This window comes from Kribbella sp. C-35, assembly GCF_046549195.1.
GTDB lineage: Bacteria > Actinomycetota > Actinomycetes > Propionibacteriales > Kribbellaceae > Kribbella.
This window is the reverse complement of record NZ_JAJPWG010000001.1, coordinates 1048168-1072507: the sequence shown is the minus strand read 5'-3', so window position 1 is coordinate 1072507 and position 24340 is coordinate 1048168. Positions and strand designations below refer to the sequence as shown.

The 24340-nt window shown below is 68.4% G+C and carries 19 protein-coding genes; 11 read left to right on the top strand and 8 right to left on the bottom strand.

Features of this window, described 5'->3' with window-relative positions; genetic code table 11:
* Positions 1-10: 10 nt before the first annotated feature.
* The 5 genes from ACLJOO_RS05480 to ACLJOO_RS05460 all read left to right on the top strand — a co-directional run bounded on the left by ACLJOO_RS05480 (position 11) and on the right by ACLJOO_RS05460 (position 5387).
* Positions 11-814 carry a carbohydrate ABC transporter permease gene (locus tag ACLJOO_RS05480; RefSeq protein WP_410785719.1) on the top strand — a complete coding sequence of 268 codons (804 nt, stop codon included), beginning with the start codon at positions 11-13 and terminating at the stop codon, positions 812-814.
* 22 nt (positions 815-836) lie between these two features.
* Positions 837-1607, top strand: a complete 771-nt coding sequence (locus ACLJOO_RS05475; protein WP_410785718.1) for a ThuA domain-containing protein — start codon at positions 837-839, stop codon at positions 1605-1607.
* Complete coding sequence (locus ACLJOO_RS05470) at positions 1600-2691, top strand: Gfo/Idh/MocA family protein (protein ID WP_410785717.1); 1092 nt, start codon at positions 1600-1602, stop codon at positions 2689-2691. Before ACLJOO_RS05475 ends, ACLJOO_RS05470 begins: the two co-directional genes overlap by 8 nt.
* Positions 2692-2767: 76 nt before the next feature.
* Complete coding sequence (locus ACLJOO_RS05465) at positions 2768-4213, top strand: ketol-acid reductoisomerase (RefSeq protein ID WP_410785716.1); 1446 nt, start codon at positions 2768-2770, stop codon at positions 4211-4213.
* 10 nt (positions 4214-4223) lie between these two features.
* Entirely contained in the window at positions 4224-5387 is a 1164-nt protein-coding gene (locus ACLJOO_RS05460) for a low temperature requirement protein A (protein ID WP_410785715.1), read from the top strand.
* On the opposite strand, the gene murQ is transcribed toward ACLJOO_RS05460, so the two are convergent.
* The 6 genes from murQ to ACLJOO_RS05430 form a co-directional block, all read right to left on the bottom strand.
* Positions 5379-6263 carry an N-acetylmuramic acid 6-phosphate etherase gene (murQ, locus tag ACLJOO_RS05455; RefSeq protein ID WP_410785714.1) on the bottom strand — a complete coding sequence of 295 codons (885 nt, stop codon included), beginning with the start codon at positions 6261-6263 and terminating at the stop codon, positions 5379-5381. The two genes, ACLJOO_RS05460 and murQ, sit on opposite strands and share 9 nt — an antisense overlap.
* A 67-nt stretch (positions 6264-6330) precedes the next feature.
* Entirely contained in the window at positions 6331-7218 is an 888-nt protein-coding gene (locus ACLJOO_RS05450; RefSeq protein ID WP_131335130.1) for a MurR/RpiR family transcriptional regulator, read from the bottom strand.
* A gap of 35 nt (positions 7219-7253) precedes the next feature.
* Complete coding sequence (locus ACLJOO_RS05445; RefSeq protein WP_410785713.1) at positions 7254-8930, bottom strand: serine hydrolase; 1677 nt, start codon at positions 8928-8930, stop codon at positions 7254-7256.
* A gap of 41 nt (positions 8931-8971) precedes the next feature.
* Positions 8972-10255, bottom strand: coding sequence for an exo-beta-N-acetylmuramidase NamZ domain-containing protein (locus ACLJOO_RS05440; protein WP_410785712.1), 1284 nt, complete (start codon positions 10253-10255; stop codon positions 8972-8974).
* Positions 10256-10266: 11 nt separating this feature from the next.
* On the bottom strand, positions 10267-12837 hold the full coding sequence (locus ACLJOO_RS05435) for a glycoside hydrolase family 3 N-terminal domain-containing protein (RefSeq protein WP_410785711.1): 2571 nt from the start codon (positions 12835-12837) through the stop codon (positions 10267-10269).
* 81 nt (positions 12838-12918) lie between these two features.
* Entirely contained in the window at positions 12919-13452 is a 534-nt protein-coding gene (locus tag ACLJOO_RS05430; protein ID WP_410785710.1) for a 4'-phosphopantetheinyl transferase family protein, read from the bottom strand.
* A gap of 104 nt (positions 13453-13556) precedes the next feature.
* On the opposite strand from ACLJOO_RS05430, the gene ACLJOO_RS05425 reads away from it, so the two are divergent.
* Positions 13557-14720, top strand: coding sequence for an MFS transporter (locus ACLJOO_RS05425; protein WP_410785709.1), 1164 nt, complete (start codon positions 13557-13559; stop codon positions 14718-14720).
* Here ACLJOO_RS05425 and coaA read toward each other — a convergent pair.
* Complete coding sequence (gene coaA, locus ACLJOO_RS05420) at positions 14701-15654, bottom strand: type I pantothenate kinase (RefSeq protein WP_410785708.1); 954 nt, start codon at positions 15652-15654, stop codon at positions 14701-14703. The two genes, ACLJOO_RS05425 and coaA, sit on opposite strands and share 20 nt — an antisense overlap.
* A 152-nt stretch (positions 15655-15806) precedes the next feature.
* On the opposite strand from coaA, the gene ACLJOO_RS05415 reads away from it, so the two are divergent.
* The 5 genes from ACLJOO_RS05415 to ACLJOO_RS05395 all read left to right on the top strand — a co-directional run bounded on the left by ACLJOO_RS05415 (position 15807) and on the right by ACLJOO_RS05395 (position 23475).
* On the top strand, positions 15807-17645 hold the full coding sequence (locus tag ACLJOO_RS05415) for an alpha-glucuronidase (protein ID WP_410785707.1): 1839 nt from the start codon (positions 15807-15809) through the stop codon (positions 17643-17645).
* 31 nt (positions 17646-17676) lie between these two features.
* Entirely contained in the window at positions 17677-18675 is a 999-nt protein-coding gene (locus ACLJOO_RS05410; RefSeq protein ID WP_410785706.1) for a LacI family DNA-binding transcriptional regulator, read from the top strand.
* Between the two features lie 10 nt (positions 18676-18685).
* A complete protein-coding gene (locus ACLJOO_RS05405; protein ID WP_141854699.1) occupies positions 18686-19036 on the top strand; it encodes a holo-ACP synthase in 351 nt (116 codons plus the stop codon).
* A gap of 2 nt (positions 19037-19038) precedes the next feature.
* Positions 19039-20430: an NAD(P)H-hydrate dehydratase gene (locus ACLJOO_RS05400; protein WP_410785705.1), complete on the top strand. Its 1392-nt coding sequence runs from the start codon at positions 19039-19041 to the stop codon at positions 20428-20430.
* 114 nt (positions 20431-20544) lie between these two features.
* The gene (locus tag ACLJOO_RS05395) at positions 20545-23475 is read left to right on the top strand and encodes a PIG-L family deacetylase (protein ID WP_410785704.1); all 2931 of its coding nucleotides are present in this window, start codon (positions 20545-20547) and stop codon (positions 23473-23475) included.
* A 1-nt stretch (position 23476) separates the two neighbouring features.
* Here the strand turns inward: ACLJOO_RS05395 and ACLJOO_RS05390 are convergent, their stop codons facing one another.
* Positions 23477-24262, bottom strand: a complete 786-nt coding sequence (locus ACLJOO_RS05390) for an META domain-containing protein (RefSeq protein WP_410785703.1) — start codon at positions 24260-24262, stop codon at positions 23477-23479.
* Positions 24263-24340 lie beyond the last annotated feature (78 nt).

The following is a 24340-nucleotide window of genomic DNA, read 5'->3' as shown; positions in this document are numbered from 1 at the left end:
GGGGAAGGGCATGCTGCGACGTACGACGTACACCGTGATCGGCGTACTGATCCTGTGCGTGATGCTGTTCCCGGTCTACTGGATGCTGAACGCCTCGCTGCAGCCGTCCGGAAACACCCTGACGGCTGGTTTCCTGCCCTTGCATCCGACGTTTTCCGGCTACAAACGCGCTCTCGACGAGCAGGGCGGAAACCTCGTCACCAGCATGATCATCGCGGCCGGGACTGTGGTACTGAGTCTGGCGATCGCGACTCCGTGCGCGTACGCGTTGTCGCAGTTCCGGTCCCGCTGGGTGTCGGTCGGGCTGCTGGCGATCCTGATCTCGCAGATGATTCCGGGGATCGTGATCGCGAACGCGCTCTACACGGCGTACGAACGGATCGGGCTGCTCAACTCGATCCCGGGGCTGATCGTCGCCAACTGCAGCAGCGCGATCCCGTTCGCGATCCTGATCCTGCGGTCGTTCATGCTCTCGGTGCCGCCGTCGCTGGTGGAGGCGGCGCGGGTGGACGGCGCCGGGCTGTTCCGGGCGTTCGTCGCGATCGTGCTGCCGATCAGCAAGAACTCGCTGATCACTGCGGGGCTGTTCAGTTTCCTGTTTTCCTGGAGCGATTTCCTGTTCGCGCTGACGCTGACCACGAAGGGCGGCGTCCGGCCGGTGACGCTGGGGATCTACCAGTACCTCGGCACGCAGGTGCAGAACTGGAACGCGGTGATGGCCACCGCGGTCCTCTCGGCGGTCCCGGCCATCGTGCTGCTGGTCGCCGCGCAGAAATACATCGCCGCCGGTGCCATCGGCGGAGCCGTCAAATAACCCTTACACACAAGGAAGAACTATGACGATTCGCGTACTCGTCTGGGGAGAGAACCGGCACGAGCAGGTGGAGCCGCACGTCCGGGAGATCTATCCCGACGGCATGCACGAGACGATCGCCGCCGGGATTCGCGAGAACCTCGAGGCGACAGTCAGCACGACCACCCTCGACGAGCCCGAGCACGGTCTGACCGAAGAGGTGCTGGCGGAAACCGACGTACTGGTCTGGTGGGGCCATGCCGCGCACGGCGAGGTCGAGGACAAGGTGGTCGACCGCGTGTACCAGCACGTGCTGGCCGGGATGGGCCTGATCGTGTTGCACTCCGGGCACTGGTCGAAGATCTTCGGCAAGCTCATGGGTACGACGTGCACCCTGCGCTGGCGCAGCGAGCGGGACCGTGAACTGGTCTGGACGGTCGCCCCGACCCACCCGATCGCGCAGGGCGTCCCGCACCCGATCGTGATCGAGCAGCAGGAGATGTACGGCGAGTTCTTCGACATCCCGGTCCCGGACGAACTGGTCTTCGTGTCGTCGTTCTCCGGCGGCGAGGTGTTCCGCTCCGGCTGCACGTTCCGCCGCGGCCACGGGAAGATCTTCTACTTCTCGCCGGGCGATCAGGACTACCCGGTTTACCACCACAAGGATGTGCGTAAGGTCATTGCGAACGGCGTCGCCTGGGCCCGTTCCGACCGGCCCGAGCGCGCAGTGCCGACGCTGCTGCGCTACGAGACCGGCGACTTCTTCAACGGACACGGGTACACCGGACCCATCGAGGAGCCTGCCGATGCCTGAACCCTTGCGACTGCTGCAGGTCGGAGCCGGCGGGATGGGGCGCGCCTGGCTGCGCACCATCGCCGCCAACCCGGACGTCGTCCTCGCCGGGCTCGTCGACCTGGACGTCGACGTGGCCCGGACCGCGGCCGACGAGCACGGGTTCGGCGACGTACCGGTGGCCGCCTCGCTCGACGAACTGGCCGATCGAGCGGATGCGGTCATCGACGTGACGGTGCCGGTCGCGCATCCGAAGGTGAGCGTCGGCGCCTTGCTGCGGGGGCTTCCGGTGCTCTGCGAGAAACCGCTGGCCGAGACGGTGCGCGAATGTCTGCAGATGGTCGCGGCGTCCGAGGTGAGCGGCAAACTGCTGATGGTCTCGCAGTCCCGCCGGTACTTCCGGGCCATCGCGGCGTTCCAGCGTCAGCTCGCCGAGCTCGGACCGATCGGGACGCTGTCGTGCGAGTTCTACAAGGCTCCGCACTTCAGCGGTTTTCGGGAGCGGATGGCCGAGCCGCTCCTGGTCGACATGGCGATCCACCAGTTCGACCTGTCCCGCAAGCTGATCGGGTCGGAGCCCGTGTCGGTGTACTGCGACTCGTACAACCCGACCTGGAGCTGGTTCGACGGCAACGCGGCCGCGTCCGCGATCTTCACGTACGCCGACGGCTCCCGCTTCACCTTCACCGGCAGCTGGTGCGCGCCGGGACTGGAGACGTCGTGGAACGGCCGATGGCGCGCGAGCACCTCTGGCGGTACGGCGACCTGGGACGGCGACAACGCCCCGGTCGCTTCGTTGGCATCCGGCGAGGCGCTCCCTGCGGTGATGGCCGACGAACCGGAGGAGATCGCCGGCTCGTTGGTCGAGTTCGTCGACGCGGTCCGTAGCTCGACGACTCCGCAGTCCGAGGTGCATTCCAACGTTGTCAGCATCGCCATGGTCGAGGCCGCCGTACGCTCGGCGAACACCGGCCAGGTCACGCACATCGCCGACGTCATCACGGCCGCCTACGAGGACGCCCTGGCAACCACCCAGGACCCCGCCTTGCACGCCGCCCTGAAGGCCTGGCCGAACCCCCTGAAAGCAGTAGGCCTGGAACCCTGATATTTCAGTTCCTGCAACGGGGCGGTGCGGACATTGCGCTTGCTGCAATGCACGTGCCGCCCTTTGACTGGAGCGCATGAAGAGTTCGGTGTTTCGGGTAGAGCAGATGGCGGTTCCGGGCGGGTCCGAGGACATCGTGCGCGGCGGGCGGGACCTGTTCGGTCCGCTGCCTGCGGCGTTGCACGGTGTGGAGCGGATCGGCGTACTCGGATGGGGGCCGCAAGGACGCGCGCAGGCGTTGAATCTGCGCGACTCGCTGCAAGGGACCGGTGTTGCCGTGTCGGTCGGTCTCCGGCCGGGGTCGGCGTCGGCGGAGGACGCACGCCGGCAGGGGTTCACCGAGGAGAACGGGACGCTGGGGGACTGGCTTGAGGTCGCCGCCGCCTCGGACCTGGTGATCCTGCTGATCGCGGACGCGGCGCTGGCGGCGCAGCACGAGGAGATCTTCGCGGTCCTGAAACCCGGCGCGACCATTGGTCTGTCCCACGGTTTCCTGCTGGGTCACCTGACCTCGATCGGCAGCGCCTTCCCCGCCGGTCATCCGGTGATCGCGGTGTGCCCGAAGGGGATGGGCGACTCGGTACGGCGCCTGTACCAGCAGGGCGCGACCGTCAACGGGGCCGGGATCAACGCGAGCGTCGCCGTACACGCGGATCCGGACGGGCACGCGTGGGACCGGGCGCTCGCGTGGTCGATCGGGCTCGGGTCGCCGTACACGTTCGCGACCACGCTACGGTCCGAGTACCTGTCGGACATCGTCGGCGAGCGGGCGATCCTGCTCGGGGCGGTGCATGGTCTGGTGGAGGCGCTGTACCGGTACTTCCGGATCGAGGGCGCGGACCCTGTGACTGCGTACGAGCGGTCCACCGAGGCCATCACCGGACCGATCGCGCGCACCATTTCGAACGACGGTCTCGCGGCGGTGCGGGCGGCGAGCGGGGACGTGGAACTGTTCGATCGGGCGTACTCGGCGACGTACGGACCCGCCCGTGACCTGGTCGCCGAGGTGTACGACGAGGTTGCCGACGGCACGGAACTGCGCAGCGTGATCCTGGCCGAACGTCGGCTCGCCACCCGCCCGATGACCGAGATCGGCGGCAGCCCGATGTGGTCGCACAGCGCCGAGGTCCACGCCCGCCGCGGTACCGCGCCGGCCCGCATCGATCCACTGACCGCGGGGCTGTTCGTGGCCACGATGATGGCGCAGGTGGACGAGTTCGCGGCCCGCGGTCACGCGTGGTCCGAGATCGTCAACGAGTCGGTCATCGAGGCCGCCGACTCGCTGCTCCCGTACATGCACGCCCGCGACGTCGCCTACATGGTCGACAACTGCTCCCGCACCGCCCGCCTCGGCACCAGGCGGTGGGGTCCGCGCTTCCAAGCGGCGTACGAACAGATCACCCTCCCGCACCTCGATCAGCCCGCCGATCCTGAACTAGTGAAGGGCTTCCTCGAGAACCCCGCCCACGAAGCCCTCGCCGCCGCGGCCCTGCTCCGACCTTCGGTCGACATCTCCGTCTAATCTGTGCGCCATGACGCTCCCCACGACGCGGTCACGGCTGGTTCCGATGCGGCCGCGGGACCCGCACGAGCCCGGCCGGACCGCGTCGTCGCTGGAGCTGTTCTTCGATCTGGTGTTCGTGGTCGCGGTGAGTGTCGCCGCGGCCCAGCTCCATCACGCGCTGTCCGAGAAGCACATCGCCGAGGGGCTGCTGTCCTACGGGATGGTGTTCTTCGCGATCTGGTGGGCGTGGATGAACTTCACCTGGTTCGCCACGTCCTTCGCGACCGACGACTGGCTGTACCGGGTGCTCACGATCGTGCAGATGAGCGGCGTCCTGGTACTCGCCGCCGGCATCGAGCCGGTCTTTGCCGACCGCGACTTCACCGTGGTGGTCTTCGGGTACGTCGTGATGCGGGTCGCGATGATCGCCCAATGGCTGCGGGCATCCCACGCGGCGGGGGAGAGTCGGCAGGCGACGCTGCGCTACGCCGGCGGGATCGCGGTCGTGCAGGTGCTGTGGGGGACCACGCTGGTGATGCCCGAGTCGATGGTTGTCGCCGCCTGGTTCGTGTTCGTGCTCGCCGAGCTGGCCGTACCGGTGGTGGCGGAGCGGCGCTGGACGACCCCCTGGCACCCGCACCACATCACCGAGCGGTACGGCTTGTTCACGCTGATCCTGCTCGGCGAGAGCCTGCTCGCCTCGGCGAACGCGATCTTCGACGCCGTCCATGAGCACGAGCACCTCGGCAAGCTGATCGCGCTCTCGGTGCTCATGCTGGTGGTGACCGCCGCGCTCTGGTGGATCTACTTCTGGCCGCCGCACCACACCGCGATCTCCTCGTTCGCCCGCTCGATCCGCTACGGGTACGTGCACTACTTCGTGTTCGCCGCGGCCGGCGCGTTCTCGGCCGGGATCGAGGTGGAGATCGACAGCATCACCCACCACACCGAGCTGAGTGAGCTCGCCGCGTCCTACACGGTGACGATCCCGATCGCGATCTTCGTCCTCGGCATCTGGTGGATCGCCCTCCGCGACAACGCCGACCGCGTGGTCGACACCGTCGTACCCGTGGGCGCCGTACTCGTTCTGCTGGACCCGCTGATCCCGATCCCGTTCGCCCTCACCGCGCTTTTCATGGCCCTGATCGTCGTGACGCTGGTCCTGCGGCCACCGGTGGAGCGGTCAGCCTAGCTCGGCGAGGGCGGTCGCTACGCGGCCGTGAGCCGCTTCCAAGGCGGCTCGGGCGGCGGGGATGGGCGTGCCGGTCAGGAGATGGACGAGGGCGGGCTTCAGTTCGCCCTCGGCCTCGGCCAGGGCGGCTTCGCAGGCGGCGTCGTCGGCGCCGGTGGCCTCGGCGAGGATGCGGAGCATCCGGCCGCGGAGCTTCTTGTTGGTGGCGACCAGGTCGACCATCAGGTTGGACCAGGTACGGCCGAGCTTGATCATCAGCGTCGTCGAGAACGCGTTCAGGATCATCTTCTGCGCGGTGCCGGCCTTCAGCCGGGTCGAGCCGGCGATCACCTCGGGGCCGGTGTCCGCGGCGACCACGACGTCGGCCAGCGGCGCCAGCGGGGCGTCCGGGTTGGACGTGACCAGCACGGTGGTCGCCCCGGCCGCGCGGGCGGCCTTCAGGGCGCCGGCGACGTACGGCGTGCTTCCGGAAGCAGCGAGGCCGACGACGAGATCCTGACCGGTGACGGCCGCTGCGTCCCGAGCGCCGCCCTCCTCGGAGTCCTCGACGTTCTCGACCGCGCGGAGCAGCGCCTCGGTGCCGCCGGCGTGGTGGGCGACCACCAGTCCGTCCGGGACGTGGAACGTGGGCAGCAGTTCGGCGGCGTCCAGGGTCGCCAGGCGTCCCGACGTACCGGCGCCGAAGTAGTGCACCCGGCCGCCGCCACGGACCGCCTCGACGGCGGCGTCCACGGCCTTGGTCAGCTCCGGGATCACCGCGCTGACGGCCCCGGCGACCAGGGCGTCCTCGTTGTTCAGCAATTGGAGGATTTCGGACGTGCCCACCGCATCGATGGCCAGCGTCCTCGGGTTGCGCTGCTCGGTCGGTGAGGTCACGGGATCGATGTTAGTTTTCTACTGAAGGATTTTCAATTCCGTTCATCGTTGACGGAAACGATTGTCCTCAGTCGGATCCCTTGAGCCGGTGCCCGCGGACCGCGCTGGCGGTCTCCTCGAGGGCCTTCCGGGCGTCCGGCAGCACTTGCTGCGCGACGCCGATGAACAGGCAGTCGATCACCGTCAGCTGCGCGATCCGGCTGGCCATCGCGCCCGAGCGGTACGTCGTCTCGCGCGCGGCCGTGGTGAGGACGAGGTCCGCCGTACGGGCCAGCGGCGAACGCGGGAAGTTCGTCACCGCGACTGTGGTGGCGCCGTGCTTGGCCGCCTCCTCGAGCGCCTCGACGACCTCGACCGTGGTGCCGGTGTGCGAGATGCCGATCGCGACATCGCCCTCGCCGAGCAGTGCGGCGCTCGTCAGCGCGATGTGCACGTCCGACCAGGCGAACGCGACCCGGCGGATCCGGTGCAGCTTCTGCTGCAGGTCAAGGGCGACGAACGCGCTCGCGGCGAAACCGTACAGATCGACCCGCGACGCGTTCACCACCGCGTCGACGACCTTGGCCAGGGCGTCCACGTCGACCTGCTGTGCGGTCTCGCGGACCGCTCGCTCGTCGGCGAACGCGACCTTGCTGACCACGTCGGCCAGCGAGTCGCCCGGCTCGATGTCCCCGCCGACCTCCGGCCGGATACTCTCCTGCGCCGACTGCGCCGCCAGTTGCAGGCGAAGCTGCGGATAGCCGGGGACGCCGATCTGCTTGCAGAACCGGATGACCGTGGTCTCCGAGGTGGACGCCACCTCGGCCAGTTCGGAGATCGTCATCGCCGCCACTCCGCCCGGGTCCGCGAGGACCGCGTTCGCAACCCGCTGCTCGGCCGGCGCCAGCGCGGGCATCACCGCGCGGACCCGGACCAGCAGCGGCCCCGTGGGTTCTGGAGAGGTTGTCGAATTCATAACAGCACGGTACGGCGACGAACCACGAGATGGGGTCACCGACGCGAAAGTCTCCAACCTGTTGCGGTAAATGATTCAGGCGTTCGTTCACCGTCGAGAAGAAGACCAGTCTCGCTCGTGATCTTCACACCGTCGACGTACACGCCGCGGCCCTGGTACAGCGGGTCAGAGGTGTAGCGCCAGCGAATGGTCTGCTCGCCTGGTTCGAGGTCGGCGGTGACCTGGTGCCAGTGCCGGTTGCCGGAGCCGCTGATCGAGCCGTCGGTGTCGATCACCGAGCCCCGGTCGCGGACCGAGAACGGAACCTTCGTCCAGGTCGTTCCGTCCGCGGAGGTCTCCAGATACAGCAGGTCGGAGACCTCGGTGTCGACGAACAGGTCGAACGCGAGCTTCGCGCCTTCGGCCGGTACGGCGACCTTCGCGTCGAGCGTGCTGGTCGCGTTGTCCGTCGTACCGGAGAACCAGGCGTCCTTGCCGTGTCTCGGGCCGACGCCGAGGGCGAGCGCGAGGCCCTGGGCGACCGCGCGGCGGGCCGGGTTGTTGCTGCCCCAGTTGCGGCTCGGGTGCACGCGGTTGCTGAGCAGGATCGCGAACGAGCGGGAGTCGAAGTCGATCACGAGCGACGTACCGGTGTAGCCGGTGTGGCCGGCCGCACGCGGGCCGGACAGGCCGCCCATGTACCAGCGCTGGTTCAGCTCGAACCCGAGGCCGTGGTCGTTGCCGGGGAAGCCCTGGTTGAAGTTCGTGATCATCGCGGTCACCGAGGATTCCTTGAGGATCCGGGCGCCGCGGTAGCTGCCGCCGTTCAGGAACGTCTGCGCGAGGACGGCCATGTCGTCGGCCGTGCTGAAGACGCCCGCGTGGCCGGCGACACCGCCGAGGGACCAGGCGTTCTCGTCGTGCACCTCGCCCCACACCATGCCGCGCGGCGGCGAGGCCTGGTACTCCGTGGCGGCGATCCGCGGCTTCTTCTTCGGGTCCGGGTTGTAGCCGGTGTCGCGCATCTGCAGCGGTTTGGTGATCCCGTCGGCGACCAGCTTGTCCAGCGTTTTCCCGGTCACCCGATGGGCGAGCTCGCCGAGGGCGATCAGGTTCAGATCGCTGTAGAGGTACGTCGAACCGGGCGGGTTCTGCAGTTTCGCGGTCAGCGCCAGGTGCAGCCGTTCCTCCGGAGTTTTGCCTGTGCTCCACAGCGGGAGCCAGGACGGAAATCCACTCGTGTGCGTGAGCGCTTGCCTCACGGTTACGGTTTCCTTGCCGTTTTCTGCGAACTCCGGGATGTAGGTCGCGATCGGCGTGTCCAGGTCGACCTTGCCCTTCTCGACCAGCTGCAGCACGACGATCGAGGTGAACAGCTTGGACACCGAGGCCATGTCGAAGATCGTGTCCGTGCGCATCGGAATCTGCTGGTCCGGCGGCAGCTCGGTGCCCTGCCCGTCGGCGTACTTCAGCGCCAGGCCGGTCGCCGTCCGGGTGACGATCTTGCCGTCGTGGCCGAGCAGCGTGACGGCGCCGGCGTACAACGGTTTCGTCGCACCGCTCGGCTGGGTCCAGGCGGCGACCTGGGCCAGCGCGGCGTCGATCGGCGCGGGATCCAGGCCGGCCTTCGCCGGGGTCGCGTCGCGCAGCAGCGTGGTCTTCGGCGCGTAGCCGTCGTACGGCCGGTCGAACCGGCCGGAGTTGTTGCCGCTAGCAACAGCAGGGGAAGCCATCGTGAGTATCACCGCAGAAATCGTCGTGAGCGCGAGCCGTCTCATCGGTGCGCGCCCTTGTACAGAAGGTACTTCGCCCGCCGGGCGGTCCAGGCGTCGGTCTCGGACTTCCAGGCTGCCACGATCTGCTCGGCGGTCGCATCCGCCAAAAGCATGGTCCGGAACCGGTCCGATCCGGTGAGCAGGTCGATCCACCGGCCGGGTGGGGTCTCCGCCCGCCAGGTGAACTCGGGGTAGAGCTTACGGGCCTCGACGATCATGTGCGTCGCCGCGGTGATCGCCTCGACCCGGTGCGGGTCGGTGATCTGCACCTGGACGCCGCCGCACAGCACATTGGCGTTCTTGCTGATCGTCGGGGTGAAGTACGCCTCGCGGAACGCGACGCCCGGGATGTCCTTGGTCTGTAGCGCCTGCGCCCACCTGTAGTCGACGTACGGCGCGCCGATCAGCTCGAACGGTCGCGTCGTACCGCGGCCCTCGGACATGTTGGTTGCCTCGAACAGGCACAGGCCCGGGTACAGCAGGGCGGTGTCCGGGGTGGGCATGTTCGGGCTCGGCATCACCCAGGTGAGACCGGTGTCGTCGTACAGCTGGTCGCGCTTCCAGTTCTTCGCCTCGATGACGGTGAGTTGCTCGATGCGCCCGCCGTTCGGCTCCAGCGGCAGGTACTCGGCGTTGAACATCCGGGCCAGCTCGCCGACGGTCATGCCGTGCTGCTGGACGATCTCCTTCTTGCCGACGCCCGACGTGTAGCCGGGTTTCAGCATCGGGCCGCGCGCGGAGCCGCCGACGGGGTTCGGGCGGTCGAGGACGACGAAGCGGGCGCCGGTGCGGACCGCGGCCAGCATCGCCTCGAACATCGTCCAGATATAGGTGTAGAACCGGGCGCCGACGTCCTGGATGTCGAAGACAACGGTTTCCACACCGGACTGGGTGTAGAGCTTCACCAGTTTGTCGGCGTTCGCGCCGTACGCGTCGTACACCATGATCCCGGTCCGCGGATCGACGTGGTCGCCCTCCGAACCGCCGGCCTGCGCGCTGCCGCGGAAACCGTGTTCTGGACCGAACACGGCGACGATGTTCACCTGGCCGGACGCGTGCATGGTGTCCACGACGTGCGTGAAGTCCGGCAGGATCCCGGTCGGATTGCTGATCACGCCGACCTTCTGGCCCGCCAGCGCGCGCCATCCGTCCTTCGCGAGCACTTCGGCGCCGGTCATCACCTTGCGGCTGGACACGGTCTGCGCAGCGTGTGCCGCGGGTACGTCGATCAGCGGGGCGGCGGCGACGGCACCGGCGCCGGCGAGCAAACTGCGTCGTTTCATGAGCGGTCTCCTCAGGAACGGAACGAGAGGTCGGCGATCGTCGGACGGTGGTCACTGGCGGCCTCGGCGACCGGGACCTCGGCAGGTACCTCGGCGCTCCGTACGGTCAGGCCCTTGCCGACGGTGACGAAGTCGATCCGCTTGTTCGCGGAAACCGCCGGATAGGTGTTCGGTCCGCCGGTCGTCTCACCGGCTGCCGTCCACGAGTCTGTCAGCCGCGTCCAGAGCCCGGCGAGCTCCGGCGCGCCGGCCTCGGCGTTGAAGTCACCGACCAGGATCTGCAGGTCCTGCCGACGGTCCTGGGCCAGGATCTTGACGGTGTCGGCGACCTGCATCGTCCGTACGGTCGGATCGCCGCGGTAGTCCAGGTGAGTGGAGTACACATGCACCCGCCGCCCGCGGACGTCGACCTCCACCTCGAGGAATCCCGGCGCCGGAGCGGGCACCGGATTCGGGTCCTGAGTGGACAGTCGCGTGATCGGGTGGTTCTCGGTGCGCACCAGCGGGAAGCGGGACAGCACGCCCACGCCGTACTGGCGCATCGGCTGTCCGGCCGCGGGCGGGTCGAGGTCGTAGATCGGTGCGAATGCCGGATACATTCCGAGCTTTCCGGCCAGTTCCGCGATCGTGTCCAGCCACTGGCTGCGGTCGCCCCAGTGAACGTCGACCTCCTGCAGTCCGACGATGTCCGCGTTCAAGGCTTTGATCGCCTGCGCGGTCCGGTCGAGGTCGAAAACGTTGTCCTCGCCGGCGCCCGCATGAATGTTGTACGAGGCAACGGTCAGCCGGGTCGCCCGCGGATCGAACGTGAGCCCGTGGCCGAACGGGTGCAGGACCGGTGCCGGATCAGGGCTGTTCGGGTCCGGTTTCGCGGGGATCTCCACCGGCAGCTTGCCTGTCGGGGCGATCTCGCCGTACAGCACCTTGGCGAGTGCTTCCATCGACACGACGGTGCTGCCGTACGTGACCAGCGTGGTCGACGGGTTGTTGAAGTACGCGACGTCGTACGGGTCGCGGACCGGGACGACGATCACCGGGCGGCCGGTGGCGAGCAGGCCGTTGACGAGTTTCTGCTGTTTCGCCAGCTTGTCCGTGACCTCGGTGTCCCAGGCTTTGTTGGTCAGCACGATGGTCAGGTCCGCCGCGGCCGAGGCGGCCAGGGCGTCGGCGATCTTCGCGTCGGTCGGCGTCGTGCCGGTGTCCTTTATCGTCGTCGTCGCGCCCCGGTTCTGCAGGGCGGTCGCCAGGTTGGTGGGGCTGTACCCGGTGACGACGATCTTGCGCGGCGCGGGGGAGAGCGGGAGTACGCCGTCGTCGTTGCGCAGGAGCGTCGTACTGCGGTCCGCGATGCGCTGGGCCTCGGCGTAGTTGGCCGGCGTACCGACGACCTTGGCGATGCGGGACAGGTCGACGTACGGGTGGTCGACGAGACCGCCATCGTGTTTGAGCGCGAGGATGCGCGTGACGCTCTCGTCGATGCGGGCCTCGGAGATGCGACCTGCGCGGACGGCATCGAGGACCGAGTTGTACGCCAGCCCGGGATCGACCGGCATCAGCAGTTGGTCGACGCCCGCCTCGATCGCTCGCAGCGGGATCTCCGCGTCGCCGTACTTGTCTCGGACGCCCTTCATGCCGAGCGAGTCGGTGATCACCACGCCGTCGAACCGCAGCTGCTGCCGCAGGATCCCGGTCAGGATCGGCCGGCTCAACGTCGCCGGGTCGCCGGACGGGTCGAGCGCCGGTACGACGATGTGCGCGGTCATGATCGACTTGATGCCGGCCCGGATCGCGGCCTGGAACGGCGGCAGATCGATCCGGGTCCATTCCTCGCGGGTGTGGTGGATCTCCGGGATCCCGACGTGGCTGTCGGTCTCGGTGTCGCCGTGGCCGGGGAAGTGCTTCGCGGTCGAGACGATCCGGCCGTCGCGCTGGTAGCCCTTCACCTGAGCGGCGACAATCTCCGCGGCGAGCGCCGGGTCGGACGATGCCGAGCGGACGCCGATCACCGGGTTCAGCGGGTTCATGTTGACGTCGGCGTCCGGCGCGAAGTCGGTGGTGATGCCGAGGGCCTTCAGTTCGCGACCGGCGATCCCGCCCGCCGCGCGCGCGAAGGCGGCCGAGCGGGTCGCGCCGAGCGCCATACCGCCGGGGAACTGAGTCGCGGGCGGTCCGACACGGACGACCGAGCCGTACTCCTGGTCGGTGCTGATCTGCAGCGGGATGCCGGTGTTGGTGATCGATGCCTGTTGCAGGCCGTTCGACAGGCGGGCGATCTGCTGCGGGTCCTTCGTCGAGTCGGTCCAGGTGAAGTAGATGACGCCGCCGAGGTTGAACTTGGCGACCACCTCGGCGGGCGTCGCCACGCCGTACAGGCTGGTGTTGCGGGCGTCGGCGGTGTCGGCCGCCGGCCCGTACGCGTAGCAGACGAACAGCTGGCCGACCTTCTGCTCCAGCGTCATCCGGCGCAGGGTGTCGCGGACCCACCGGTCGGTGTGCGCGCTTGCGGTCGTAGTGGCGGCGACCGTCGTCCCAGCGACGGTGGCCGCCGCGAGTCCGAGGGTCTGGCGTCGGGTCAGTTCCATCGGTGTCACCAACTCAGTCCAGGCGGGCAGGGGCGAACGCCAAAGTAATTGAATTACAGATACTCCCCCGCGACGCGAAAGTTACCCACACGCACACAGCGGGTCAAGAGCCGGTGACACCGCGACGCGAAGAGGTGCGGCGACCGCGAGTACGGCGCCGTCGCACGGCAGGTAGGCCACCGCGAGCCCAGGCTCGGATTCGACTGCCCCGCCGCCGATCGGCATCTCCCGACGCAGACCCGCGCCGCGCAGCCCGACGCCGAGTGCTTTGCCGACCGCTTCCTTGGCCGTCCACAGCCGCAGGAAAGCCCTCAACTGGTCCGCTTCGCTCGCCATCCACGCCAATTCCCGTGGGCTGAACCAACGATCAGCGAGCGGGCGCACGTTGCGCGGGTGGATCTCTTCGAGATCGATCCCCACCGGCCCGCCGTACGACGCGGCGACCGCGCTCCGCTCATCGGTGTGGGTGATGCTCACCGCGAGCCCGGGGATGTGTGGCCGGCCGGCGTCGTCGTGGGTCAACCGAGGACGGTCGACGAGAGTGCTCGCCAGTTCGAGCAGCACGGTGTGGGCCGTTGACCGGGTCGCCAGCCGGAGGTGTACCGAACTTCCCACCGCAAGAAGATAACTTGTCGACAAAGGGACCCCGGCAACTGGTCCTCTCGGCCGCTTGGAAACTGGATCTGTAGGGCGTACCGGTATTTCCATACCTTCGAGGTATGACTACCGCGTGCGAGATTCCTGCAGTCGCCGTCGACCGACTGCTGAGTGGCCGGTTTCAGCGGCTGCTGGTGATGGCGTTCGGGTCCGGGTTGAGCATGTACCTGCTGACGTCGGTCGTTCCGATGTACCTGGCGGCCAACGGGTCTGGTGGGGTTGGGGCGGGGTTGTCCACGGCCGCGATGATGTTTTCGGCGGTGGGGGTTGAGTTAGTGGTGCCGCGGATGTTGGCGCGGTGGGGGTATCAGGTGGTGCTCGGGGTTGGGTTGGTGCTGCTTGGTGCGCCTTCGCTTGTTCTGTTGGCGTCGGCGTCTCTGCCGGTTGTGCTGGCCGTGTGCATCGTGCGTGGTGCGGGGTTGGCGATTTTGGTTGTGGGGGCTGTGGCGCTGGTGGCTGACCTCACGCCGGCAGCTCGGCGGGGTGAGGCCCTTGGGGTGTATGGCGTGGCGGTTGGGGTGCCTGCGGTGATCGGGTTGCCGCTTGGGGTTTATCTGATCGACGTGATCGGGTTCGGTGCGCTGTTCGTGCTGGCGGCCGTTGCGTCGTTGGCCGGGTTGGTCATGCTGATCGGTCTGCCGGCGCGGATCGCTGTGGAAGAACAGCACGTGAAGGTGCTCGGCGGCGTACGGCGGAGTGGGTTGTTGATGCCGACGCTCGTGTTCGCTGCGGTGACTGTTGCGGCCGGGATCAGCGTTACGTTCTTACCGCTGGCTGTTGCTGGGGATAGGCAGTCGATGGTCGCCTCGGCCCTTCTGCTGCAGGCGATTGCGGCGCCCGCCGCACGTTGGCTGGCCGGTCGGTACGCCGACCGCGTCGGTCCCGCGAAGCTCCTTGCGCCTGCACTCGTGCTTGCCGCCGTCGGGGCCGGATCGCTCGTTTTCCTGCCCAGCCCGATCGCGATCCTGATCGGCTCCACGTGCTTCGGGGCCGGCTTCGGCGCCGCGCAGAACCTGACGCTGACTCTGATGTACAACCGCGTCGACCGGTCGCGGTTCGGGCAGGTCAGTGCGCTCTGGAACCTGGCGTACGACGGTGGGTGGGGACTCGGCGCGCTGGCCTTCGGGGCGGTCGTCGGCGGCACCGGCTACCCGGTCGCGTTCGCCCTGACCGCGGCAGTTGTCGCGCTGGCCGTCGTACCCGCAGTCAGAGCTTCCGCAGCCTGACCCAGCGGACGGCGTGGTCGGGGCCTTTGCGGAGGACGAGAGTGGCTCGGGAGCGGGTGGGGAGGATGTTTTCGCGGAGGTTCGGGCCGTTGATGCCGTCCCAGAGCGACTCTGCCTTCTTGATCGCTTCCTCGCGGCTCAGCTCGCCGTACCGGACGAAGTACGACTCGGGGTTGCGGAACGCCGTTTCCCAGAGTTTGAGGAAGCGGGCGACGTACCAGGAGCGGACGTCGTCGGCGGCCGCGTCGACGTACACCGAGAAGTCGAAGAAGTCGCTGACCGCGAGGCCGCTCTTGCCGTCTGCGTGCCGGGGTGCGGGTTGCAGGACGTTCAGGCCCTCGAGCAGCAGGATGTCGGGTTGCTCGACGGTCGTCCGTACGCCGTCCATGCGGTCGTAGTGCAGGTGTGAGTAGACCGGCGCCTCGACCGTGTCGATCCCGGACTTCACCTCGACCACGAAACGCAGCAGGGCCTTGCGGTCGTACGACTCCGGGAAGCCCTTGCGCTGCATCAGGTTGCGGCGTTCGAGCTCGGCGTTCGGCCAGAGGAAACCGTCGGTAGTGACGAGTGCGACCCGCGGGTGCTCGGGCCAGCGCGCCAGCAGTTCGCGCAGCAGTCGCGCGGTCGTGGACTTGCCGACGGCAACCGATCCGCCGATCCCGATCACGAACGGGGTGCGGGTCTCGGCCGGTTTGCCGAGGAAACTCTCGGTGTCGGCGTGCAGCGCGCGGGCGTGCCGGACGTACAGCGAGAGGATCCGCGACAGCGGCAGGTACACCTCGCGGACCTCGTCCATGTCGATCTCGTCGCCGAGACCGCGCAACCGCTCGACCTCGTCCGCCGTCAGCGGGGAGATGGTGGTCTCGGCCAGTTGCGCCCAGGTGGCCCGGTCGAGCTCGGTGTAGGGAGTCACCTCCCGTGACGGCTGCAGCATGTGGCCCATTGTTCCCATCGGCGCCGGATGCACCCACATCGGGAGGGCGTGGCCTTGGTCTCAGAGTGTCTCGGAGTGTCTCAGCTACGGTACGGTCTCGAAACTTTCGGTCACCGGGCAGTGACCGTCTGGTGTGTAAGCATCGACGCTCGATGACCGCCGATTCCGCCTGGCTGGGTACCCAACGCCTGCCCGAGGTGACTGTGCATGCGTCGGGCGTGCTCGCGCAGACGATCCGCGCCGAGATCCGGCAGACGCGCCGTTTCCGCACCGACGTACAGGTCGCAGTCTGCATGCTGACCCGGGTCCGGGAGACCGCTCTCTGGCAGGAGGTCGAGGCCGCCGTACCCGAGCACGGGCTGGGCGTCGAGGGGTTCGTGGTGGTGCGACGGGGCAACGATCTGGTCGTCGCGGCCGAGGGCGGGCACGGGTTGCTGTACGGGTACTTCTACGTGCTGCGGTACTTCGAGTGGATGAGCGGCGACTTCACCGTCGTCGAGCAGCCCGCCGTACCGATCCGGATGCTGGACCACTGGGACGAGCTGTCCGGTGCCGTACGGCGCGGATACTCGGGCGGCTCGATCTTTTTCCGTGACGGCGAAGTGGTGCCCGACCTGACCCGGGTCCGGGCGTACGCGCGGTTGCTGGCGTCGATCGGGATCAATGCGGTGGCGGTCGCCACCGCCGAGCTGCCCGATGTGGCGCGGTTGGCCGGCGTTTTCCGCGAGTACGGGATCGCGGTGAGTCTCGCGGTCGACTTCATCGACGACCCGCACGACGAGCGGGTCGCGCGCTGGTGGGCCGCCACGATCCACCGGGTGTACGACGTCGTACCGGATCTCGGCGGGCTCGTGGTGCGAACCGCCCACGACCCCGAGGGCGCGAACCTGCTGGCGCGGGCAGTGGCGCCGTACGGCGGAACGGTTTTCTGGCGATGTTCCGGCGCGGAACCCGAACAGGACTGGCGCGATCGCCGGGCGGATCGGGCGCGGGCGGCGTACGACGCGTTCATCCCGCTCGACGGGCGGTTCGAGGAAAACGTTGTCTTGCAGGTCAAACACGGGCCGCTGGACTTCCAGGTCCGGGAGCCGATCTCGCCGCTGCTCGGGGAATTCCAGGAAACCGTTTTCGGCGTCGAGTTGCAGGTCACGCAGGAGTACTCCGGCCAGCAGCAGGACCTCTGCTACCTGGGGCCCTGGTGGCGGGAGATCCTGCAGTTCGACACGACCGGCGGCGGTGGCGTGAACGTTGCCGACCGCATCGGTGCGATCGTTGCCGTGTCCAACGTCGGGGACGACCTCAACTGGACCGGCCACAAGCTTGCGCAGAGCAACCTCTACGCGTTCGGGCGGCTGGCGTGGGACCCGGCCGCGGACCCGCTGAGCCTGCTGCACGAGTGGGCGGCCGCGACGTTCGCGATGGACGACCGGACCCGGAGCGAGCTCGTCACGATCCTGGCCGGCTCGTGGCAGACGTACGAGCGGTACACCGCACCACTCGGCGTCGGGTTCATGGTGACGCCGGGAACGCACTACGGGCCGAGCGTGAACGGGTACGAGTACTCGGGCGCGGGGGCGCACCACTTCGCGGATCGGTACGGCGTGGGGGTGGACCGGACGGTGAAGACGGGATCGGGATTCACCGGGCAGTATCCGGAACCGCTCGCGAGTCGGTACGAGGACGTGTACACGTGTCCCGACGAGCTGCTGCTGTTCTTCCACCACGTGCCATACGACCACGTGCTGCAGAGCGGGAGCACCGTGCTGCAACACATCTACGACACACACTTCCAGGGGTACGCCGAGGTGGAGGCGATGGTCGCGCGCTGGCAGGTGATCGCCGAGCGCTTCGAGCCGGCGATCCGCACGAACATCACCGCCCGCTTCGAGACCCAATTGTCGAACGCCCGCGAGTGGCGCGACCAGGTCAACACGTTCTTCTTCCGGCTCAGCGGCGTACCGGATGCCCACGGCCGCACCATTCATCGCTAGGCTGGTTCGAAAGTTTCGATCGGGAGGCGTCGTGGCCGAGCGGCCGACCATTGCGAAAATTGCGGAGCAGGCCGGGGTGTCGGTGCCGACCGTCTCCAAGGTGCTGAACGGGCGCGCGGACGTGGCGGCGGCGACCCGGGCGCGGATCGAGAGCCTGATCCAGGAGCACGGGTACCGGCGGCGGAGCTCGAGTACGGCGGCCGGGCCGATGATCGACCTGGTGTTCAACCAGCTCGGCGGCGAGTGGGCGATGGAGCTGATCCGCGGCGTCGAGGAGGTCGTCCGCGCCGAGGGTGTCGAACTGGTGCTGTCCGAGTGCGGCGGCGCGCTCCGGCCGCGGCAGGAGTGGATCGAGTCGGTGCTGAACCGGCGGCCGCTCGGCGTGATCATGGTGTTCTCGGACCTGGACGCCGACCAGCGCGCGCAGCTCGAGGCGCGGCGGATCCCGTTCGTGGTCGTCGATCCGGTCGGCGACGTGGGGGACGACGTACCGTCGATCGGCTCCGCGAACTGGAACGGCGGCCGGATGGCGACGACGCACCTGCGGACGCTCGGTCATACCCGGATCGGGATGGTCGGCGGTCCGATCGAGACGCTGTGCTCGCGGCAACGCGTCGACGGGTACACCGATGCGCTGCGTTCGACCGGTGTCGACGTCGATCCGGCGCTGATCCGCTGGGCCGACTTCGAGGTCGCCGGGGCTCACCGCGAGGCGCTCGCGCTGCTCCGGCTCGCCGACCGACCCACCGCGATCTTCGCCGGGAGTGACATGCAGGCGTTGGGCGTCTACCAGGCTGCTCGCGAGTTGGGGCTAGAGGTGCCGCGGGATCTGTCGGTCGTTGGGTACGACGATCTTCCGGTGGCGCAATGGGTGACTCCGACGCTCACGACGGTGCACCAGCCCCTGCAGCAGATGGCCGAGCTCGCGACTCGCGTCGTACTCGATCTGTCCCGGGGGCGCACGCCAACCGCCCTCCGCCTGGACCTGGCCGTCGACCTGCGGATCCGCCAGTCCACAGCGCCCCGTTAGGGTGGGCTGCATGATCGTCGGCGTGGGTATTGATGTGGTCGACGTGGATCGGTTCATGCGGACGCTGGAGCGTACGCCTGGGTTGCGGGATCGGGTGTTCACGGCCGTGGAGGCGGTGAAGCCGCCGGCGTCGTTGGCGGCTCGGTTCGCCGCCAAGGAGGCGTTGGCGAAGGCGCTCGGGGCGCCGGGGGGAATGCACTGGCATGACGCCGAGGTACAGACCGACGAGACCGGGCGGCCGTGGCTGGAGATCACCGGCACCGTGGCGGCGCAGGCGGCCAAACTCGGCGTACAGAGCCTGCATCTGTCGTTGAGCCACGACGCCGGCATCGCCTCCGCCGTGGTCGTCCTGGAGGGTTGAGGATGCGCTCCGCACACACTGTCGAGCAGGTTCGGGCTGCTGAGGCGGCGTTGATGGCGAAGCTGCCGGAAGGCGCGCTCATGCAGCGGGCGGCTACCGGGCTTGCGGTTGCTATCAGCAACTTTCTCGGGAGTGTGTACGGCGCACGAGTCGTTCTCCTGATCGGGTCCGGCGACAACGGCGGCGATGCCCTGTACGCCGGTGCGCGGCTGGCTCGGCGTGCGGCGAAGGTCACGGCCGTACTGCTGTCGGACAAGGTCCACGCGGGCGGGCTCGCCGCATTTAAGGCGGCCGGTGGACAGGTCGGGTCAGCTGACGACGTCCGGACCGCCGACGTCGTGGTGGACGGGATCGTGGGAATCGGTGGGCGGCCCGGGCTCCGGCCCGACGCGCTCGCGGTGGTGCGGTTGGCCGAGGAGTACGGCGTACCGGTCGTGGCTGTTGACACGCCGTCCGGCGTGGACGTGGACACCGGTGAGACGCCCGAGCCGCATGTGAACGCCGCGCTCACCGTCACGTTCGGCACGCACAAGATCTGCCATTTCGTCGACCCCGCCGCCACCGCCTGTGGTCCGGTCCACCTCGTCGACATCGGCCTCGACCTCCCACCCGCGGAAGTGCAGGCGCTCCAAGCCGCGGACGTCAAAGCCCTCTACCCCGTCCCGCACGGCGAGTCCGACAAGTACTCCCGCGGCGTTCTCGGCCTGATGGTCGGCTCCACCCAGTACCCAGGCGCCGCAGTGATCGCGACAGCCGGCGCCCTCGCCGGTCCCGTCGGCATGGTCCGGTACGTCGGGCCGGACGCCGTAGCGCACGCCGTACGGGAAGCTCACCCGGAGGTCGTCGGCGACGGCCGGGTGCAGGCGTGGACGATCGGCTCCGGACTCGGCGACGAGCTCGACATCCCGCGGATCCGCGACCTGCTCGACGCCGAGGAGCCGGTTGTCCTGGACGCGGACGGTCTGAAGGCGCTGGACGATTCCGGCGATCACGTCGAGGTACTGATCACGCCGCACGCCGGGGAGCTCTCTCGCCTGCTCGGTGTCGATCGTGCGACCGTCGAGGCCGAGCGGCTGAAGTACGCGCGGCTCGCGGCCGAGACCTTCGACGTGACCGTCCTGCTCAAGGGCGCCACCACCGTGATCGCCAGCCCGAACGGCGAGGTCCGGGTCAACACCAACGCCACCCCATGGCTCGCGACCGCAGGCGCCGGAGACGTGCTAGCCGGCCTCTGCGGCGCCCTCCTCGCCGGCGGTCTGACGCCCCTCGACGCGGCCGCAGTCGGCGCGTACCTGCACGCCGCCGCAGCCAACCTCGCCTCCAAGGGCGCCCCGATCACCGCCACCACCGTCGCCCATTCCCTCCCCGAAGCCACCCGCCGCCTCCTGAGCTGAACCGGGGCCTGGTCGCCGAAGCCGGAGCGTGGGGACGCGCGGTAAGCGGTTGCGCGGCTCTGTGGTGCGGACGTAGGACTGGAGCGTTGCCTCCGCCGCCTTTGGAGTGTGCACGTGAAGCGATTCGCCGGGTTCGTGGTTCTTGTCCTGCTCGCCGTGCTGCCGGTTCCGGCCGTGGCCAACACCCAAACGACCCAGCCGTACGTGGCTGATCGTCAGACGAAGATCGACGTGATGGGGGAGTGGGCCCATCCGGACGACGACACCAGCATCATCGGGCCGTGTGGCGTCTGGCATCAGCAGTACGGCGTCAAGTGCGGCGTGATCATGGTGACCCGAGGTGAGGGCGGCGGTAACGCGACCGGTCCCGAACTCGGGCCCGAGCTCGGTCTGCGGCGCGAGAACGAGGACCGTGTCGCGCACTACCGGTCCGGGACGGTCGACATCTTCAACCTCGACCGGATCGACTTCTTCTACAACCAGAGCGCGCCGCTGACGCAGTACTTCTGGGACGAGCAGGAAACGCTCCGAAGGGTCACGCGGGTGATCCGCGAGACGCAGCCGGAGGTCTACATCGGCTTCACGCCGACCCTTGCCGCCGGCCACGGAAACCACCAGCAGGCCGGCCGGCTGATCTGGGAAGGCGTGCTCGCGGCCGCGGATCCGAACATGTTCCCCGAGCAACTGAAGGGCCCGCACGCCCTCAGCACCTGGCAGGTGAAGAAGGTCTTCTCCGGCGGAGCCACCGCAGGCACCGGCGGTACGACGACCTCGGCGAACTGCACGACCGGATTCACCCCGACCGGCCTCGACACCGTCGCGGGCGTGTGGACCGGCTACAACTCGCCGTACGCCTGGCCGGCCGGAAACACGCAGGGGCAGACCGCTGGTACGCCGAAGATCTGGCAGCAGGTCGCGGACGAGGGCCGCGCGGCGTACCCGACCCAGAGCCGCGTGATGTACAAGGGCACGTCGGTCCCCGCCTGTCCGCGCTTCGGCATGACCGAGTCGTTCGTACCGTTCCAGCCGAACAGCAACGCGGCGGCCGGTCGCGACGACGCGATCCTGTTCGGCGCGACCAAACCCGACCCGGGCGGACTGCCGCTCGGAACGCTCGAATACCTGACATTCTCACGCTTCTACAACGTCGCCGGTGAACCCTTCCAGGCCACCGTGCACCTCCGCGGAAAGCTTGCCAAGGGCAACGTAGCGCTGACGGTTCCGGCGGGCTGGTCGAGCGACGGCCCGAAGCCGGTCCGCGAGGGATCGAGCGCCGACATCACCTTCACCGTCACGCCCGCCGCCACGGCGACCGTCGATCAGAACGCGAAGGTTTCCGCGCTCTACACCACCGCCGAGCACGCGACCGGCTACACGGAAAACGTTGTACGGATCGTTTCCGCGGCCGAAGGACGCTTCCAGCGCTGGGGGAACTGGCAGGAGTACGACGAGTGGCTGCAGAACACCGCGCCGCAGGCGAACCGCCTCGGCCGCTCGCAGGCGATCCAGTCGATGGGCATCGGCCGGACCATCGACGTACCGGTCGTCGTCCACAACTGGTCCGCCAAGCAGCAGACCGGTGCGGTGTCCCTCGACCTCCCAGCCAACTTCACCGTCGACGCCAACGCGAAGCCGTACCAACTTGAGCCCGGCGCCGACACGACAGTCACGTTCAAACTCACCAACACCGACACGACGTTGCCCGCTCAGCAGAACGTCAACATTCCCATCCGGACGGCGACCGGAAGTGAAACGCTGACCCTCACGCTCGTCCCGACGACGGTGATCCCGCAGGCGACGCCAGTCGTCGACGGGAAGGCCGACCCCGGAGAGTACCCGGGTCCGACGCTCGACCTCGGCCGGATCTGGCAGGGCGCGAGCACCTGCACCGGTGTCGACGACTGCGGCGTTTCGTCAACAGGAGAAGGCAATACCGCCAAGGTCAGCTGGTCCGACGACGCGCTGTACTTCTTCATCCACGTCCGCGACGACTACCAGTCGTACGCCGTGACGCCGGAGGAATGCGTCGGTCACTGGCAGGCCGACTCGGTCGAGATCCTGCTCGACCCGCGCGGCACCGCGTCCCAGGACCTCAAGGACACGGCGAACACGTTCAAGCTCGGCATCTTCCCGTTCAGCCAGAGCGGCGGCCCGTGCTGGGAACGCGACGCGGACAACCACCAGGGCTACTCGAGCGGCCCGCTCGACACCGGCAACGCGCCCGGAGTGAAGGTCGCGTCGACCGCACAGTGGGTCGGCAGCAACGAGACCACGGTCCCGCACGCGTACGCCGGCGGAGGCTACGACCTCGAGGTGAAGATCCCGCTCGCCGACCTCCCCGCCGCCGTCGACCCCAACCACCTGGGCCTCAACATCACGCCGTACGACAACGACGACACGTCAGCACCCGGTACGACGACGTTGCGGCATATCGACATGAGTACACGACTCGGGTGGTCGGCGCTCGGCTCCGTGCAGTCCGACCCGTACCGCTGGGGGCTCGCCACGCTCCCCGGGTACACACCGCCGGCTGACCGTCCGACGACGCCGGCGCCGCCTGACGTGTCGAACCCGAACCTCAACGGAGCCCTGTCGCCGCAAACGATTGCCCAATCCGCGCAGAACGGCGTACCGATCTCCGGCCGGGTGCCGACGGACGACCTCAAGATCCTGTCCTCCGTCGTCCGCGGCGACGCGGTGCACCTCGTCACGTCGTCGAAGGGAAACGGCACTGCTCGCGCGTTCCTGACCAGCGGTGAGCTCGGCGCGATCCCGGTCTGGACGACGTCCTGCACGACCGACCCGCCGCCGGACTACGGGTTCACACCGTGTGCGATCACCGACGGCGCGACGCCGCCGTGGTCACCGAACATGAGTGGTCACCTCGTGAAGCAGGCCACGCAGCAGGTCACCCGCGGCGTGCAGCACTGGACGATCCCGCTGACCGCGGCCCAACGGCAACAACTGACGGACCGCGGCCACCTGCTCATCTCCTACGAGACAACCAAGAACGAGGTCCAAGCATTCGACATCCGGATCCCATAAATCAGTGTGGCGCGGTGAAGTCCAGGCCGCCGTCGGCGGAGCGCAGCTGCAGCGTCGAGCCGTCGATCTGGTAGGTCAGTTCGCCCTTCAATCCCTTCAGGACAAGGGATTCCACCGTCGCGGCGTCGCCTGCGCACGCCCGGCGGGTGGTGGCCAGTTCGCCGAAGGTGAGCTTGCCGGTGGCGCGCGCGACCACGCCCTGGAACTCGTTGCAACCGGTCGACCCGGTGACGCGTTCGCCGTTCAGCGTCAGCCAGACCTTCTCGAAGCCGGCCTGGTGCGACGCGGCCTCGCCGGTGACGACCGTGGTCAGCTTCCACTGCGTGCCGTCGAGCGCGAGGTCCGGCTCCGCCGACTCCTTGTCGAGCAGCGAGATCGTCGTGCTCTCGGTGCTGAGCACGAGCTTGTCGCCGTCCAGTTTCCAGGTCGGCTTCGCCGCGAGAACACGGCCGATCCAGGAGTCCTGACCCTGCAGCGGTTCCATGCAGCCCATCGCCGTCGACGTGATCTCCTTGCCGAGGCTCAGCCGCCCGTCGGACGTCGACACCGTTGTCTCCGACGAATTGCAGCCGGCGTTCCACGAGATCCGGCCGTTGGTGGTGAACTGCAGCCGGATCTGGGTCTTCGCCGCGAGCGGTCGCGGCTTCCCGTTCTCGGTGACCGAGGTGGACAAGAACGTCCGGCCGGTCAGTGATGCGCCCGAATCCGGCCGCGCCGCGGACTCGTTTCCGCAGGCAGTCAGGGCGAGCAGAGCCGTTGCGGCAAGCGCGATCATCCGTTTGTTCACAACTACAGGACGCAGCGTGGGGAGCTACCGTTGCAGGTGAAGGGTTCGTTAATTCGGGACCCGGAGTTGGCAGATCTG

Excerpts from the sequence above, each read along its gene's own strand:
- ACLJOO_RS05480 (WP_410785719.1), top strand. The coding sequence starts at position 11 with ATGCTGCGACGTACGACGTACACCGTGATCGGCGTACTGATCCTGTGC.
- ACLJOO_RS05440 (WP_410785712.1), bottom strand. The coding sequence starts at position 10,255 with ATGAAACGACGCAGTTTGCTCGCCGGCGCCGGTGCCGTCGCCGCCGCC.
- ACLJOO_RS05450 (WP_131335130.1), bottom strand. The coding sequence starts at position 7,218 with ATGAATTCGACAACCTCTCCAGAACCCACGGGGCCGCTGCTGGTCCGG.
- ACLJOO_RS05475 (WP_410785718.1), top strand. The coding sequence starts at position 837 with ATGACGATTCGCGTACTCGTCTGGGGAGAGAACCGGCACGAGCAGGTG.
- ACLJOO_RS05415 (WP_410785707.1), top strand. The coding sequence starts at position 15,807 with ATGACCGCCGATTCCGCCTGGCTGGGTACCCAACGCCTGCCCGAGGTG.
- ACLJOO_RS05460 (WP_410785715.1), top strand. The coding sequence starts at position 4,224 with ATGACGCTCCCCACGACGCGGTCACGGCTGGTTCCGATGCGGCCGCGG.
- ACLJOO_RS05400 (WP_410785705.1), top strand. The coding sequence starts at position 19,039 with ATGCGCTCCGCACACACTGTCGAGCAGGTTCGGGCTGCTGAGGCGGCG.
- ACLJOO_RS05465 (WP_410785716.1), top strand. The coding sequence starts at position 2,768 with ATGAAGAGTTCGGTGTTTCGGGTAGAGCAGATGGCGGTTCCGGGCGGG.
- ACLJOO_RS05470 (WP_410785717.1), top strand. The coding sequence starts at position 1,600 with ATGCCTGAACCCTTGCGACTGCTGCAGGTCGGAGCCGGCGGGATGGGG.
- ACLJOO_RS05405 (WP_141854699.1), top strand. The coding sequence starts at position 18,686 with ATGATCGTCGGCGTGGGTATTGATGTGGTCGACGTGGATCGGTTCATG.
- coaA (WP_410785708.1), bottom strand. The coding sequence starts at position 15,654 with ATGCTGCAGCCGTCACGGGAGGTGACTCCCTACACCGAGCTCGACCGG.
- ACLJOO_RS05425 (WP_410785709.1), top strand. The coding sequence starts at position 13,557 with ATGACTACCGCGTGCGAGATTCCTGCAGTCGCCGTCGACCGACTGCTG.
- ACLJOO_RS05445 (WP_410785713.1), bottom strand. The coding sequence starts at position 8,930 with ATGGCTTCCCCTGCTGTTGCTAGCGGCAACAACTCCGGCCGGTTCGAC.
- ACLJOO_RS05435 (WP_410785711.1), bottom strand. The coding sequence starts at position 12,837 with ATGGAACTGACCCGACGCCAGACCCTCGGACTCGCGGCGGCCACCGTC.